We start from the raw sequence: 15,578 nt of genomic DNA on the forward strand, positions 1-15,578 counted from the left end.
AACCGCCCCGCCACCTCACCCTCGTCGCCGGCCCCGAGCTCGTCGCCCCCGCGCCCGGTGCGCTCGGCCCGCTCCCCGCGACCCTCCGCCTCGGCGCCGTCCTCCTCTTCCCGCACGCCGGACGCTTCGTGCTCGCCTGGGGCGTCGTCCGCTCGCCCGCGCTCGACGCCCTGCACACTCGCGCGACGCGCCTCGTCCCCGGCGGCGTCGACACCTCTCTTCCGGAGGCGTGGTCTCCGCATATCAGCGTGTCGCGTCGGCTTCGCGCCGAGCAGCTGGGGCAGGCCGTTCCGCTCCTCGGCGAGCCCTTCACGGCCGGTCTCGCGGGCGTCCGCTTCTGGGACGGCGACAGCAGGAGCATCACCGCGCTCTGAGCGTCGACGCGCCTCCCCAGCGAGCCTCTCCGGGCTCCCTCCACAGATCGCCGCCCGCTCGGGGTGTGGTCGGAGGCGGCGGGTAGAGTTCCGCGGGTGACAGAGCCCACCGCGACAGCCCTTCCCACCGCCGAGCAGCTCGCCGAGTCCCCGGCCGAGCCCGGTGCAGCAGGCTCGAGCGAGGCGCAGGCGATCCTCGAGAAGGTCTTCGGCTATGCGTCGTTCCGCGGCGAGCAGCAGGCCATCGTCGAGCAGGTCATCGGAGGCGGCGACGCCGTCGTCCTGATGCCCACCGGAGGCGGCAAGTCGCTCTGCTACCAGATCCCGGCGATCGTGCGCCCCGGCACCGGCGTGGTGGTCTCCCCGCTCATCGCCCTCATGCAAGACCAGGTCGACGCCCTCCGCGCGAACGGCGTGCGCGCCGAGTTCCTCAACTCCACGCAGGATGCGGGCGAGCGCACCCGCGTCGAGCGCGCCTACCTCGACGGCGAACTCGACCTCCTCTACGTCGCCCCCGAGCGCCTCGGCAACGAGGGCACCAAGCAGTTCCTCGCCCGGGGTCGCATCGCCCTCTTCGCGATCGACGAGGCGCACTGCGTCAGCCAGTGGGGCCACGACTTCCGCCCCGACTACCTCGCCCTCGGCGAGCTCGCCGAGCGCTGGCCCGACGTCCCGCGCATCGCCCTCACCGCCACCGCCACCGAGGCGACCCACCGCGAGATCACCACCCGTCTGCACCTGGGTGCCGCCCGCCACTTCGTCTCGAGCTTCGACCGCCCCAACATCCAGTACCGCATCGTCAACAAGGTGGAGCCGCGCAAGCAGCTGATCGACTTCCTCCGCCGCGAGCATGCGCACGACGCGGGCATCGTCTACGCCCTCTCGCGCAAGAGCGTGGAGGCGACGGCCGAGGCCCTGCGCGCGGCCGGCTTCGACGCGGTCGCGTACCACGCGGGCCTCGACTCCCGGGTCAGGGCCGCTGCCCAGTCGCGCTTCCTCCGCGAGGAGGGCGTCATCGTCTGCGCGACCATCGCCTTCGGCATGGGCATCGACAAGCCGGACGTCCGGTTCGTCGCGCACATCGACCTCCCCAAGTCGGTCGAGGGCTACTACCAGGAGACGGGCCGCGCCGGCCGTGACGGGCTCCCCTCCACCGCCTGGCTCGCCTACGGGTTGCAGGACGTCGTGCAGCAGCGCCGCATGATCGACGAGTCGCCGGGCGATCTCGCGCACCGCCGGCGGATGTCCGCGCACCTCGACGCGATGCTCGCCCTCTCCGAGACGGTGCAGTGCCGCCGCGTCAACCTGCTCGCCTACTTCGGCCAAGAGAGCACCGCGTGCGGCAAATGCGACACCTGCCTCGAGCCGCCGGCCTCGTGGGACGGCACGGTCGCGGCACAGAAGTTCCTCTCGACGGTCGTGCGCCTCAAGCGCGAGCGCAACCAGCAGTTCGGCGCCGGTCACATCATCGACGTCCTCCGCGGCAAGACCACTCCGCGCACCACCCAGCACAAGCACGATGCACTCGCCACGTGGGGCATCGGGGCCGATCTCAGCGACACCCAGTGGCGCGGAGTCGCGCGGCAGCTCCTCGCCCAGGGCCTCCTGGGCGTCAACGACGACGGCTTCGGCACCCTGGTCATCACGCCCGCGTCCGGCTCCGTCCTGAGCGGCGAGCGGAAGGTCGAGCTGCGTCAGGAGCCGGAGCGTCCCGCGCGCTCGAGCGGCCCGTCCCGCTCCGGTCGCTCCGCCGTGTCCGACCTGCCCGCCGAGGCGCAGCCGCTGTTCGAGCGCCTCCGCGAATGGCGTGCGGCACAGCGCGCGCGCAGTCGGTGCCCGCGTACATCGTCTTCAACGACGCCACTCTCCGCGAGATCGCGACCGCCGAGCCGGCCACGATCGATGCGCTCAGCATCATCGGCGGCGTCGGCCAGAAGAAGCTCGTGACCTACGGAGCCGCGGTGCTCGCCGTCGTCGCCGGCGAGACTCCCGAGATCGCCGAGGCGGAGCAGGCGGAGCCCGCTCCTCGGCGCGCGGCCCGCTCCGGCACCGCTCGCTCGGCAGCGGCCGGGTCGACCAGGCCCGCGTTCGGCAGCGGTTCGTCCGAGCGCACCGGCCCGCCGGTCTCCTCCGCCCCGGACGACGACTGGGTGCCGCCGGAGGAGCCCGACTGGGAGCCCGGCTGGGACAGCTACTGACCCGCTAGCTGGCGAGCAGCGCGATCACGACGACGAGCCGTGTCGCGGAGAACGCGAGCACGACGCTCGCGGCACGCTCCGCCGCGGCGGCCGCGCCCCTTCCGCCTGGCCGGTTCCGACAACGTGTCTCACCTGAATCCGCCGACGTTTGTTGCCCGGCCACGGAATGTTTCCTGCCGGGTGCCGCGCGACCTACCGTGCTCAGACCGCCTCCCGCTGCACCGCCGCGCGCCCGACCCCGAGCGCCCGATCCATCGGGAACGGCTCGCACCGAAGACGGTCGAAGGGACACGAACACCATGGTCAGCACCGCTCCCCACCCCCGGTCCGCCGCCGATGCCGCGGACCGCGCAGCCACCGGACGCTCCCGGATCCGCCGTTCCCGGTCCGGCTCGATCGCCCCGACGCCGCCGGTCGACACCGTCGGATCCGAGGTCGACGCCCGCCTCGACGAGGATGGTGCTCCCTCGGTCGACGTCGCCGCCCTGGGCGAGATCCTGCTGGGCGCCTGGCGCGAGCAGCGTCTCGCCACCCGGGCTCTGACCGCCCGCTCCGAGCTGCACCGCGTCGACGGTCTGACCATGGCCGAGCACCGTGCCCGCGTCTCCGAGCAGATGCGCGTCCTCGCCGACGAGGGAGGCGTGCACCGCGCGTTCCCGCTCGACCTCGGCGGCGGGGCCGATCACGGCGGCAACATCGCCGGCTTCGAGGAGCTGGTCACCGCCGACCCGTCGCTCCAGATCAAATCGGGCGTGCAGTGGGGGCTCTTCGGCGCCGCCGTCCTGCACCTGGGCACCCGGGCGCACCACGAGAAGTGGCTGCCCGGCATCATGAGCCTCGAGATCCCCGGAGCGTTCGCGATGACCGAGACGGGTCACGGCTCCGATGTCGCCTCGATCGCCACCACCGCGAGTTACGAGGACGGCGAGTTCGTGCTGCGGACCCCGTTCCGCGCCGCTTGGAAGGACTACCTCGGCAACGCGGCGATCGACGGCCGCGCGGCGGTCGTCTTCGCGCAGCTCGTGACCCAGGGGGTGAACCACGGCGTGCACGCCTTCTTCGTGCCGATCCGCGATGAGGAGGGCGCGTTCCTCCCCGGTGTCGGCGGCGAAGACGATGGCCTCAAGGGCGGCCTGAACGGGATCGACAACGGCCGGCTGCACTTCGACGGCGTCCGGGTGCCGCGCGAGAACCTGCTCAACCGCTACGGAGACGTCGCGCCCGACGGTACCTACTCCTCGCCCATCGCGAGCCCGGGCCGCCGCTTCTTCACCATGCTCGGCACGCTCGTGCAGGGCCGTGTGTCACTCGACGGAGCCTCGGTGGCCGCGGCGAAGATCGCGCTCACCGTCGCCGTCACCTACGGCGATCAGCGCCGGCAGTTCACCGGTGGCGGAGAGCGCGAGGAGGTGCTGCTCGACTACCAGCGGCACCAGCGCCGGCTCCTCCCTCGCCTCGCCACGACCTACGCGGCCGCCTTCGCGCACGAGAGGCTGCTGCGGGCCTTCGACGAGGTCTTCTCCGGAGCGAACGACACCGACGAGTCCCGGCAGGACCTCGAGACGCTGGCCGCCGGGCTCAAGGCCCTCTCGACCTGGCACGCGCTCGACACGCTTCAGGAGGCGCGCGAGGCCTGCGGAGGCGCCGGCTTCCTCGCCGAGAACCGGCTCACCCAGCTGCGCGCCGACCTCGACGTCTACGCGACCTTCGAGGGCGACAACACCGTGCTGCTCCAGCTCGTCGCCAAGCGCCTGCTCACCGACGTGGGCCGCCGGTTCACGAACGCGCAGCCGAGCGATCTGGCGCGCTACGCCGCCTCCCAGGTCGCGGAGGCGACCGTCAACCACTCCGGCCTGCGCCGCCTCGCGCAGGTGGTCGCCGACCGCGGCTCGACGGCCCGCTCGGTCGGCCAGTTGCGCGAGGAGCAGCGTGGGCTGCTGACCGATCGCGTCGAGAGCATGGTCGCCGGGATCGCCTCGCGGCTGCGCCCCGCGTCGAAGCTGCCGTCCGACGAGGCGGCTCGGCTGTTCAACGCGCATCAGAGCGAGCTGATCGAGGCGGCCCGCGCGCACGCCGAGCTGCTGCAGTGGGAGGCGTTCACCGAGGCGCTCGCCGATGTCGAGGACGCGGGCACCCGCACCGTGCTCACCTGGCTCCGCGACCTGTTCGGTCTCGGCCTGATCGAGAAGCACCTCGACTGGTACCTGATCCACGGCCGGCTCTCGTCGCAGCGGGCGCTCGCGGTCACGTCCTACATCGACCGCCTGCTCGCGCGGATCCGCCCCCACGCGGCCGACCTGGTCGAGGCGTTCGGCTACGGCCCCGAGCACGTGCGCGCCGCCATCGCCACCGGCGCCGAGGCGACGCGGCAGGAGGAGGCGCACGCCTGGTACGAGGCCGCCCGCGCCGCGGGCACCCACCCGGCCCCCGAGAAGCGCCGCTGATCCGCCTCCGCGCCGCGGATGCCACCCGTGACGCCGACCCGCCGATCTCGGGCGTCATGCGGCGGCTCTCGCGGGGCGGCGTGGCTGCGGGAGTCGGGGTTCAGCCCCGGAGGTGCGCCAGCGCCTGGTCGCGTTCGGCGCGCAGCTCGAGCACGGACTCGTCGATCCTTGATCGCGAGTAGGCGTCGATCTCGAGGCCGTCGATGATCCGCCACTCGCCGTCGACCGAGCGCACCGGGAACGACGAGATCAGTCCCTCCTCCACGCCGTAGGAGCCGTCCGACTCGACGGCGGCTGAGGTCCAGGAGGTGCCGTCGACCCAGTCGCGCACGTGGTCGATCGCGGCGGAGGCGGCCGATGCAGCCGAGGAGGCTCCGCGGACCTCGATGATCTCAGCGCCGCGCTTGGCGACGCGCGGCTCGAACTCCGAGTGCAGCCATGCGGCGTCGACGAACCCCGTCACGGGGCGGCCGTCGAGGGTGGCGTGGGTCACGTCCGGGTATTGCGAGGCCGAGTGGTTGCCCCAGATCGCGACTCCGTCGATCGCGTCGACCGGGGCGTCGAGCGTCGCGGCCAGCTGAGCGACGGCGCGGTTGTGGTCGAGCCGGGTCATCGCGGTGAAACGCCCGGCGGGGATGTCGGGGGCGCTGCGTTTCGCGATCCACGCGTTCGTGTTCGCCGGGTTGCCGACCACCAGCACGCGGATGTCGGAGGCGGCGTGCGCGTTCAGAGCGGCTCCCTGCGGTCCGAAGATGCTGACGTTCGCCGCGAGCAGGTCGGCCCGCTCCATGCCGGCGCTGCGCGGCCGGGCCCCGACGAGCAGGGCGACGTTCGCGCCGTCGAAGGCGACCGCCGGATCGTCGATGACGTCGATCCCGCGCAGCTGCCGGAAGGCGCCGTCCTGCAGCTCGAGGGCGGTGCCCTCCGCTGCACGGAGGCCGGAGGGGATCTCGAGGAGGTTCAACCGGACCGGGATGTCCGGCCCGAGGAGCTGGCCCGAGGCGATGCGGAACAGGAGCGCGTAGCCGATGGCGCCTCCCGCTCCCGTGACCGTGACTGTGACCGGAGTGCGCTGCTCGCTCATGCGGCCGAGCGTATTCCCGCTGCCTGCACGGCGGGGGAGAGATCTGTTCGGGGCAGAGATCTATCCAGGGCAGAGATCTGTCCAGGGCAGAGATCTGTCCGGGCCCGCGCCCCGGTCGACCCGCGCCGCACGAGCCGGCCGCGCAGCAGCAGGTGCGGCTCCTGCACCGCTGCGACGTTCCGCGATCCGACGGCTCCGATCGCGCACGGCCAGTCGCCCGCCTGCTCTCGACTCGCCGACGACGCGGTCCTACAGTGGCTGCGACGGTGCGGGGTTCTCGAGGAGCGTCCGACGGCGTCGTCGCCGAGCGGAGGGAAGACATGTCCCCGACCGCCCCCGCGCCCGAGACCGCGCCGGAGCGTGCGACCGGCCTCCGCGCCTTCCACCAGATACTGCTCAACACCGCCGTCGCGAACGTCACGACGAGCTTCCTCTGGTTCGCCCTCACGTTCTGGGTGTACCTCGAGACGCGGTCGGTTCTCGCGACCGGAGTCATCGGCGGCGCCTACATGCTGCTCGTCGCGATCTTCGCCATGGCCTTCGGCACGATCGTCGACCGCCACCGCAAGTACCGGGTGATGCTGTTCGCCGGCGCGGTCACGCTGGTGTCGTTCGGCGCCGCAGGCGGCCTCTACCTCGCCCTCCCCGAAGCGGCGCTCCTGGACTTCGGCGGCCCCTGGTTCTGGCTGTTCTCGGGCACGATCCTGTTCGGCGCCGTCATCGAGAACATGCGCAACATCGCGCTGTCCACGACGGTCACGCTTCTGGTCCCGGTGGAGCGGCACGCTCGGGCGAACGGCCTGGTCGGCACCGTGCAGGGGCTCGCGTTCGTCGTCACGAGCGTCTTCAGCGGACTGTCCATCGGCTTGCTCGGCATGGGGTGGACGATGACGATAGCGATCGTCGTGTCCGCCGCCGCCTCGTGCACCTCCTGGTCCTGCGCATCCCGGAGGACAGGCCGGCGTCGGAGGGCGGCCGGGCCCCGCTCATCGATCTGCGGGGCAGTGTCACCGCGGTTCGGGCGGCGACCGGTCTGTTCGCGCTCATCGTCTTCTCGACGTTCAACAACCTGATCGGCGGCGTCTACCTGGCACTGATGGACCCGTACGGGCTCGAGCTGTTCCCGGTCGAGCTGTGGGGGGTCGTGCTCGGCGTGACCGCCACCGGCTTCGTCATCGGCGGGCTGCTGGTCGCCCGGTTCGGTCTCGGGAGGAACCCGATCCGCACGATGCTGCTGCTCGTGGCGGCGATGGGGCTGATCGGCGCGGTCTTCACGCTCCGCGACTGGTGGTGGCTCTACGCCGGCGGCATCTGGATCTACATGACGCTGATCCCCGCGGTCGAAGCGTCCGAGCAGACGGTGATCCAGAAGGTCGTTCCGTTCGAGACCCAGGGTCGGGTCTTTGGCTTCGCTGCGGCGTTCGAGTCCGCTGCGGCTCCGGTGACCGCGTTCCTCATCGCGCCGATCGCCGAGTTCGCCCTCATCCCCTACATGGAGTCGCCCGCCGGACGGTCGGCGTTCGGAGGGCTGCTCGGCGACGGCGTCGGCCGGGGGATCGCCCTCGTGTTCCTCGTCGGCGGAGTGATCATGATCCTGGCGGCCGGTGCTGCCCTGTTCACACGGTCGTACCGTGTGATCTCGGTCCAGTACCTGCGGGAGGGTCTGCCCGTCGGTGGACCCGCGGAGTCCGATACTGCGGTGTCCGGCGCTGCGGATCCCGGTGCCGCGGATCCCGACCCCGCGGAGCCCGGCGCTGCGACGGGACTGTCCGCTGACACCCCCGCGTCCCAGGAGAGCACGGCGGACCGCCGCGCCTGACCTCGGCCCCCATCCGAGTCAGGGCCGGTCGCCTGGCGGGCCCGGCCCCTGACAGTCGGTAGGGTGCGGGCTATGCGCACTCTCTACCCCGAGATCGAGCCGTACGACTCCGGCATGCTCGACGTCGGCGACGGCCACCAGCTCTTCTGGGAGGTGTCGGGCAACCCCGAGGGCAAGCCTGTCGTGTTCCTGCACGGCGGCCCCGGCGCCGGCACCTCGCCCGCCCACCGCAGACTCTTCGACCCGGAGAAGTACCGCATCGTCCTCTTCGACCAGCGGATGTGCGGTCGCTCCACGCCGCACGCCAGCGAGCCGGACGCCGACCTCTCCACCAACACCACCTGGTACCTCGTCGCCGACATCGAGCGCCTCCGCGAGCACCTGGGAGTCGAGCGCTGGCTCGTCTTCGGCGGCTCGTGGGGCTCGACCCTCGCCCTGGCCTACAGCGAGACGCATCCGGAGCGGGTGAGCGAGATCGTCCTGCGCGGCGTCTTCACCCTGCGGCGCGCCGAGCTCGAGTGGTTCTACGAGGGGGGAGCCGCCGCGATCTACCCCGATCTGTGGGAGGGGTACACCTCGGTCGTCCCCGCGACCGAGCGCGGCAGCCTGATCGAGGCCTACTACCGCCTCCTGCACGATCCCGACCCGGCCGTGCACAGCCCCGCCGGCGTCGCCTGGACCACCTGGGAGTCGTCGACGATCACGCTCGTGCAGAAGCCCGAGATGATCGCCGCCTGGTCCGATCCGACCTTCGCTCTGGCCTTCGCGCGCATCGAGAACCACTTCTTCGTGCACAGGGGCTGGTTCGAGGAGGGGCAGCTCATCCGCGACTCGAGCGTCCTGCGCCAGATCCCCGCCGTCATCGTGCAGGGCCGCTACGACATGTGCACGCCGGCCTTCACCGCCTGGGACCTGCACACCGCGTGGCCGGAGGCCGAGTTCCGGATGATCCCCGACGCGGGCCACGCCTTTGACGAGCCGGGCATCCTCGACGCACTGATCGAGGCGACGGACCGCTTCGCGTCCTGAGCTCCCCGTCCGGCGCCGACCGGTCGCGGGCGCCGGGCTCGGGGATACCCTGGTCGGATGCGCGCGGACGACGCCTCCGGGATGGAGGACTGGCCCACGGGTCGCCTCCTCTCCACGGCCTCCCGCATGGTCGAGCACGCCTGGCACGGGGCGCTCGCTGAGATCGGCCTCACGCACGCGGGCCTGATCGTGCTGCACCTGCTCCAGCCGGGCCCCGTCGCGCAGAAGGAGCTGGCCGCCGCCGCGCATGTCGAGGTGCAGACCATGTCGCGCACCATCGAGCGCCTTGAGCGCGAGGGTCACGTCTCCCGCACCATCGACCCCGCCGACCGACGCCGCCAGCTCGTGTCGCTCACCCCCGAGGGCGCCGCGGCCTGGCGCCGCGCGCACCGGCTCGAGGTCGACATGTTCCCGGGCTCCCTCGAGCACGGCCCGCTGCGGGAGGCGCTGCTCGAGATCATCCACTCGGCGAGCGAGTCCCGCTGGGGCTGACGACCGCTGTGGCGTCTCCAGGAAGCGGCAGAGGCCGTCTCGCGACCACTGGACGACCCAGCACCTGCAACCCGTCTCGGTCGGCCCAGTTCGCACTAGGTTGACGGGATGACCTTCAACGACGACTCGCAGCTCAGCGGCGGAAAGGTCCGCCGCCGTGGCCGCACCACCGGCATCGCGGTCGGCGGAGGCGCGGTGGGTGTGGTCGTGCTCGCGCTGCTCTCGCAGCTGCTCGGCGTCGACCTGTCGGCGCTCGGCGGGCTGGTCGGAGGCGGTGCCGCCTCTCCCGAGCAGGTCACCAGCACCGCGGTCGCCTGCGATAGCGGCGCCGACGCGAACGCGCAGGTCGACTGCCGCCTCGAGGGAGCCGCCGAGTCGCTCGACCGCTACTGGAGCGGTGCCGCGCAGACCATCGGGGCCGCCTACCGTTCCCCGGCGGGAGTGGAACTGTTCGAGGACCGGACGTCGACCGGCTGCGGAGCCGCGACCGCCGCGATCGGCCCGTTCTACTGCCCACCGGACGAGTCGGTCTACCTCGACACCGACTTCTTCGACGAGCTGCGCACCCGCTTCGACACCTCGGGCGGATCGCTCGCGCAGATGTACATCCTGGCCCACGAGTGGGGCCACCACGTCCAGAACCTGACCGGCGCGATGGAGTCGGCCGACCGCTCCGGGACCGGCCCCGACTCGGACTCGGTGCGACTGGAGCTCCAGGCCGACTGCTTCGCCGGAGCCTGGGTCGGCGACGCGTCCACCGTGCCGGACGAGACGGGAACGCCCTACCTCAGGCCGGTCACGGCACAGGAGTACCAGGACGCGCTGGGCGCGGCGGCGGCGGTCGGCGACGACCGCATCCAGGAGCAGGCGACCGGCACCGTCGACCCGGAGGGCTGGACGCACGGCTCGGCCGAACAGCGCCAGCGCTGGTTCGAGGCCGGCTTCGAGGGCGACGCCACCCGCTGCGACACCTTCGGCGCCGCGCAGCTCTGACCGCTCCCGGCTCCTCCGCCCGCCCCGCAGGCTCCCGCGCGATCCTCGGCAGACCCTGCGGACACCGCGTCAGGAGGCGCGCCTCGCGCTGCGCCGACCGGCCACGCCGTGTCCCGTCCACCGAGAAGACCTCGTCCTCCGCGCGGGCGGAGGAGCCGATGTCGTCTCGACCGCCGTCGCGCTGTCGACTATTCGCGCTCGAGCAGCAGCTGCTCGATCTGCAGCTCGCGCAGCCGCGTCGATGTCTGCAGGTGCTCGCGGGCGCTCAGCACCAGGCGGCACAGCAGCACCAGCAGCGTGATCGCAACGATCGCGACCACCGCCACGACGACGCCGTACAGTGCGGTCAGAAATCCCCAGGTCTGGATCATCCTCCGACGCTACCGGTCGATGTCCCCGCATCGTCCACACGCTCGAGCCGATCAGCCCGCGAACGCCCCGCGGTACGCCCGCGCGGGATGCGTCGGAGGCAGCTCGTCTGTGCCGAAGAGCTTGCGGCGCAGCGTCCCCTCGACGTACTCCGTCTGGGCGAGGCCCCGCTCCTGCAGCACCGGCATCACCCCGTCCACGAACTCCTCGTAGCTGCCCGGCAGAATCCAGTTGACGACGTTGATGCCGTCGATCCCAGCGTCCCGCCACTCCGCGAGACGGTCGGCGATCTGCTCGGGCGTGCCGACGACGCGGCCGCGCAGCTTCGCCGAGAGCCGGGCCAGGTCGCGGACCGTCGGCTCGCGGTCGGGTGACGCGTCGCGGATCCACTGGAGGTGGCTCTGCCCGGCGTAGGTCTCGATGGCCGAGAGCGGCAGGTCGGGGTCGAGCTTCTCGCCGGTGGCCGGATCGAAGCCGAGGTTCGAGTGCACCAGGAAGGCGTCGGACGAGAGGTACTCATCGATCTCGCGCTCGGCGCGGCGCGCCTCCTCCTCGGTGTCGCCGGTGATGAAGGAGAGGCCGAGGTAAAAGGCGGGCGCACCCGGCTCGCGGCCGGCCGCGGCGGCCAGGTTCCGGGTGTCCTCGATCAGCTCGCGGGTCTTCGCGGGCGACCCCGAGAAGACGAACTGCGCCTCCGCGTTGCGCGCCGCGAAGCGTCGGCCCGCGGGGGAGGAGCCGGCCTGGAACAGCACCGGCGTGCGCTGCGGCGAGGGCGCCGAGAGGTGCGGGCCCTGCACCCGGTAGCGCTCGCCCACGTGATCGATGCGGTGGATGCGGGCTGGATCGGCGAACGCGCCGCTCTTGTCGCGCAGCAGCGCACCCTCGTCCCACGAGCCCTCCCACAGCTTGTAGACCACGTCGAGGTACTCCTGCGCCCAGGCGTAGCGCGCGTCGTGCTCCTCGAGACGGTCGTAGCCGAAGTTGCGGGCGGCGCCGTCGAGGGCGCTGGTGACGATGTTCCAGCCGATCCGCCCCTTCGAGAGATGGTCGAGCGTCGAGACCTTGCGCGCGAAGTCGAACGGGTGCGCCTGAAGGACCGAGCTCGTGAACGCGAAGCCGAGGTGCTCGGTGCTGACCGCGAGCGCCGAGAGCAGCACCGACGGGTCGTTGCTGGGAACCTGGAGACCCTCGCGCGCGTTGATGTCCCAGTCTCCGTCCGCCGGACCGTAGAGACCGGCCACATCGGCGAAGAACATCGCGTCGAACCGGCCGCGCTCGAGGGTGCGGGCGAGGTCGATCCACAGCTGCACGTCGTCGAACTCGTGTTGCCGGGCGTCCGGGTGGCGCCAGAGACCGTGCTGGATGTGGGAGGCGGTGTTCATGACGAACGCGCAGAAACGCAGCGGGCGGGGCTCGGTGATCACCCTCCCAGGCTAGGCCGGGTGCCTCCCACCCGCCTCCCGTACTGCCGCAAGTAGGGTGTCCGACTGTGGAATCCCGCCCCTCCGACCCCGCGACCGCCGTCCCTCCGCTGACGGACGCCGTCGCCGCGGCTCTGGACGCCACGACCGTCGCCGAGATCCGAGCCCTCCGCGACGACTTCGCGCGGTTCATGCTCCAGTACAAGTTCGGGATGGACGAGATCGTCACCAAGGTGTCGATCCTCCAGGAGGAGTTCCGCGAGCTGCGCGAGTACAACCCGATCGAGCACGTGACGAGCCGGCTCAAGTCGGCCGACAGTCTGATCGAGAAGATCGAGCGCAAGGGCTGCGAGGCGAGCTTCGAGGGGATCGCCGCGGCGATCACCGACATCGCTGGTGTGCGCATCACCTGCAGCTTCGTCTCGGACGTCTATCGCGTGTTCGACCTACTCACCTCGCAGTCCGACGTGACCGTGCTTGAGGTGAAGGACTACATCGCCGAGCCGAAGGAGAACGGCTACAAGAGCCTGCACGCGATCGTCGAGGTGCCGGTGTTCCTCTCGGGAGGATCCGTGAACGTCTGCGTCGAGGTGCAGTTCCGCACCATCGCGATGGACTTCTGGGCGAGTCTGGAGCACAAGATCTACTACAAGTACGAGCGCCAGGTGCCGCAGGAGCTGCTCGACGGACTCGCCGACGCGGCGCGCACCGCGGCAGCGCTCGACGCCGATATGGAGCGGCTGCATCACCAGGTGCGCGGCGAGCACCAGGTGCGCGGCGAGCTGCCGGTGCGGCGCACCTACGACGTCTGACGCCCTACGGCGAGAACAGCGGCAGCAGGGCCACCAGCAGCACTGCGGAGGCGTTCAGCGTCGCGTGCGAGACGATCGCCGCTCCGAGCCGGCCGGTCACCGTCGCGATCCAGCCGTGCGCGAGCCCGGCCAGGACGGTCGTCACACCGAGGGTCGCGACCGTCGCCGGGTTCACCATCTGGTGGCCGTGCAGCAGTGCGAAGACGGCGGTCGACGCGAGGATGCTGAACAGCATCGCCCAGGCGCGCTGACCGTGCGACGGCGGCACTGATCCGGCCGGCCGCCGCAGCATCCGGTTGCGCACCGCCCGCATCACGACTCCGCGGCAGAGGATCTCCTCGACCACCGGGGCGACGACGACCGGGATCAGGACGGTGCTCAGCACGAACCACAGCGGGTCGGGCTCGCTCGTCAGATTGCTCTGCGCGTCCTGCAGGAAGGGAAGGAAGGCCGTCAACACCGTCAGGATCGCGGCGCGCACGCCGAGCCCGAGGCCGATGCCGATCGGGACGTCGACCCAGCGGAAGCGCAGCCCGAAGTCAGCCGCCAGCGACCGCAGGCCGCGCAGGCGCGAAGCGGCGAACGGCACCACCAGGGCCACCAGGTAGCTCGCGAGCGATCCGGCGAAGACCAAGCCCGGTGAGTACGGAAGCACCCCGAACCCGAGCAGCAGGATCAGGATCGCGAGCGGCAGCACGATCCCCACGATCGTGAGCACCGCGGTCGGCAGACCCCAGCGCACCCGCGGGTCGGGCAGATAGAGGAGGGAGGAGTAGGGCGCGTCGACGGACGGTCGCGGCTCGGAGGGCTGCGCTGCGGCGACGGGCCGGCCGGTGTCGGCCGCGTCGAACGGTGCTCCCGTCGGGGGTGCGAACCGCCGAGCGTCCGGCGCGGACCACGGCGTCGGCAGCGCGCCGTCGGGCTCGAGTGTCGCGGGATCGGGCGGCGGGAAGGCGGCGGGTTCCATGTCCGGGCCACCCTACGCGGGCCGCCTGGATGCACTCCGGTGGCTGCCCGTCGCGCCGCGGTCGAGAAGAGGTCCGGTCTGGCGCCCGGAGCGCGAGCCCACCTCGCGCAGGCCTCCGGGTACGAAGAAACCCCCGCCATGTAGAAGCTAGGCGAGGGTTTCCGTGGCTCCGACGGGCGTCGATCCCGTGACCTCACGATTTTCAGTCGTGCGCTCTACCAACTGAGCTACAGAGCCATTGCGGCGAGACGCCGCTGGAGAGGTGATCTCCTGAAAAAGGCCCTTCCTCTCGGAAGGGCCCCTTTGCGACCCTGACGGGACTTGAACCCGCGACCTCCGCCGTGACAGGGCGGCACGCTAACCAACTGCGCTACAGGGCCTCGTTGCGAAGACAAGCATACCGTCTTCGAGGCTGTTCGATTTTCACGCCCCGACTCTCGCGAGCCGGTGCACTTGCCGGTAGACCTCTCCGTGACCAGACCCAATCCGTGTGACCAGACCCATCCGTGACCCCAACGGGATTCGAACCCGTGCTGCCGCCGTGAAAGGGCGGTGTCCTAGGCCACTAAACGATGGGGCCGGGAGCTCGCGGGGCGACCCTGCGGCCGACCCCCCATGACTACCGACACGCAAGCATAGGGGGAGACGACCTCGGATGCAAAACCGACGGTTCCGCGCGTCGCGCGAACCCCGTCCGGGGCAGACCGGGTCTAGGAGAACGGGTAGGAGCGAGGTTAGGGTAGTGCGGAATTGCCCTTCCTCAGCGCCCCCGCGCCGCACTGCCGTAAAGGAAGGGCCCCCGAACCCCCGAGGTCCTATGCCCTACTCTCTGCGCCGCCCGCGTCCCGCACGCCGATCGGGCGCGCCACGACTCGGACGACTCCGGAGCGCGGCTCTGGCCTCTGCGGTCCTCGCGCTCGTCAGCGGGCTCCTCGTCGCGACTCCCGCCCAGGCGATCGACTACCCGACGTGGGCCGACGTCGAGGCGGCCAAGGGCGACACTGCCGCCGCGGCCGCCCAGGTCGACCGGATCACCTCGCTGATCAGCGACCTGCAGACCCAGGTCGCCGCGGCCCAGCAGCTCGCTCAGCAGCGAGGCGACGAGCACTTCGCCGCGCAGCAGGCCTTCGACCTCGCGTCCGACCACGCGAAGGAACTCGACGGCAAGGCCAGCGCCAGCGCCGCCGAGGCCGACGCCGCATCGCAGCAGGCGGGCCTCCTCGCCGCGCAGCTCTACCGCAGCACCGGCACCGACCTCTCGGTCAACATCTTCCTCGACCAGAAGGCCGGCCAGGCCGACCAGCTGCTGTCGAAGATCGGCAACATGACCAAGCTCGTCGAGCGGTCCTCGGCCATCTATGAGCAGGCCAGCGCCGCGCGGAACACGGCCTCGTCGCTCGCCGACCAGGCCGCGGTCGCGCAGACCGAGCGCGAGCGCCTCCGCGTCGCCGCCGAGCAGAAGCTGGCCGAGGCCACTGCGGCGCAGCAGGCGTCAGAAGCCGCGCTCGCCGAGCAGCAGCAGCAGAGCGTCGTGCTCGAGCAGCAGCTCGCCGCGCTCCGCGACACCGAGTCGAAG

Annotated in this window: 10 protein-coding genes, 3 tRNA genes and 3 pseudogenes; 9 read left to right on the forward strand and 7 right to left on the reverse strand. The window is 71.5% G+C overall.

Translation table 11 applies throughout. From position 1 onward, the window contains the following. The 3 genes and pseudogenes from ACH61_RS17390 to ACH61_RS09755 form a co-directional block, all read left to right on the forward strand. Positions 1-374 (forward strand): 2'-5' RNA ligase family protein (locus ACH61_RS17390; RefSeq protein ID WP_068211678.1); only part of this gene is annotated, 374 nt, incomplete at its 5' end. A gap of 96 nt (positions 375-470) precedes the next feature. After that, positions 471-2,353: pseudogene (recQ, locus tag ACH61_RS09750) on the forward strand (DNA helicase RecQ); the annotation flags it as partial. 518 nt (positions 2,354-2,871) lie between these two features. Continuing rightward, positions 2,872-5,016, forward strand: a complete 2,145-nt coding sequence (locus ACH61_RS09755; protein ID WP_082845168.1) for an acyl-CoA dehydrogenase family protein — start codon at positions 2,872-2,874, stop codon at positions 5,014-5,016. A gap of 100 nt (positions 5,017-5,116) precedes the next feature. On the opposite strand, the gene ACH61_RS09760 is transcribed toward ACH61_RS09755, so the two are convergent. Next, a complete protein-coding gene (locus ACH61_RS09760; RefSeq protein WP_068211681.1) occupies positions 5,117-6,100 on the reverse strand; it encodes a malate dehydrogenase in 984 nt (327 codons plus the stop codon). Between the two features lie 320 nt (positions 6,101-6,420). Here ACH61_RS09760 and ACH61_RS09765 point away from each other — a divergent pair. The 4 genes and pseudogenes from ACH61_RS09765 (at position 6,421) to ypfJ (ending at position 10,433) form a co-directional block, all read left to right on the forward strand. Further along, positions 6,421-7,919: pseudogene (locus ACH61_RS09765) on the forward strand (MFS transporter). A gap of 72 nt (positions 7,920-7,991) precedes the next feature. Next, entirely contained in the window at positions 7,992-8,948 is a 957-nt protein-coding gene (gene pip / locus ACH61_RS09770; protein WP_068211684.1) for a prolyl aminopeptidase, read from the forward strand. Between the two features lie 57 nt (positions 8,949-9,005). Beyond that, the gene (locus tag ACH61_RS09775) at positions 9,006-9,440 is read left to right on the forward strand and encodes a MarR family winged helix-turn-helix transcriptional regulator (RefSeq protein WP_068211695.1); all 435 of its coding nucleotides are present in this window, start codon (positions 9,006-9,008) and stop codon (positions 9,438-9,440) included. A gap of 108 nt (positions 9,441-9,548) precedes the next feature. Beyond that, positions 9,549-10,433, forward strand: a complete 885-nt coding sequence (ypfJ, locus tag ACH61_RS09780; protein ID WP_068211696.1) for a KPN_02809 family neutral zinc metallopeptidase — start codon at positions 9,549-9,551, stop codon at positions 10,431-10,433. 188 nt (positions 10,434-10,621) lie between these two features. Here ypfJ and ACH61_RS09785 read toward each other — a convergent pair whose 3' ends face one another. Together ACH61_RS09785 and ACH61_RS09790 are read right to left on the reverse strand one after the other, a co-directional pair. Then, the gene (locus ACH61_RS09785) at positions 10,622-10,804 is read right to left on the reverse strand and encodes a hypothetical protein (RefSeq protein WP_068211698.1); all 183 of its coding nucleotides are present in this window, start codon (positions 10,802-10,804) and stop codon (positions 10,622-10,624) included. 51 nt (positions 10,805-10,855) lie between these two features. Continuing rightward, positions 10,856-12,184, reverse strand: a complete 1,329-nt coding sequence (locus ACH61_RS09790) for an LLM class flavin-dependent oxidoreductase (RefSeq protein WP_413784031.1) — start codon at positions 12,182-12,184, stop codon at positions 10,856-10,858. 230 nt (positions 12,185-12,414) lie between these two features. Between ACH61_RS09790 and ACH61_RS09795 the strand changes: the two genes are divergently transcribed. Then, entirely contained in the window at positions 12,415-13,035 is a 621-nt protein-coding gene (locus ACH61_RS09795; protein WP_132505741.1) for a GTP pyrophosphokinase, read from the forward strand. A gap of 4 nt (positions 13,036-13,039) precedes the next feature. Here ACH61_RS09795 and ACH61_RS09800 read toward each other — a convergent pair whose 3' ends face one another. The 4 genes from ACH61_RS09800 to ACH61_RS09815 form a co-directional block, all read right to left on the reverse strand. Next, on the reverse strand, positions 13,040-14,002 hold the full coding sequence (locus ACH61_RS09800) for a CPBP family intramembrane glutamic endopeptidase (RefSeq protein WP_068211701.1): 963 nt from the start codon (positions 14,000-14,002) through the stop codon (positions 13,040-13,042). Positions 14,003-14,166: 164 nt separating this feature from the next. Continuing rightward, positions 14,167-14,239 (reverse strand) — tRNA-Phe (locus ACH61_RS09805). A 69-nt stretch (positions 14,240-14,308) separates the two neighbouring features. Then, positions 14,309-14,382, reverse strand: a tRNA-Asp gene (locus ACH61_RS09810). Positions 14,383-14,509: 127 nt separating this feature from the next. Then, positions 14,510-14,582 (reverse strand) — tRNA-Glu (locus tag ACH61_RS09815). 237 nt (positions 14,583-14,819) lie between these two features. On the opposite strand from ACH61_RS09815, the pseudogene ACH61_RS09820 reads away from it, so the two are divergent. Beyond that, positions 14,820-15,578: pseudogene (locus tag ACH61_RS09820) on the forward strand (cell wall-binding protein); the annotation flags it as partial.

The sequence above is a fragment of the Rathayibacter tanaceti genome (genome assembly GCF_001634385.1).
Lineage (GTDB): Bacteria > Actinomycetota > Actinomycetes > Actinomycetales > Microbacteriaceae > Rathayibacter > Rathayibacter tanaceti.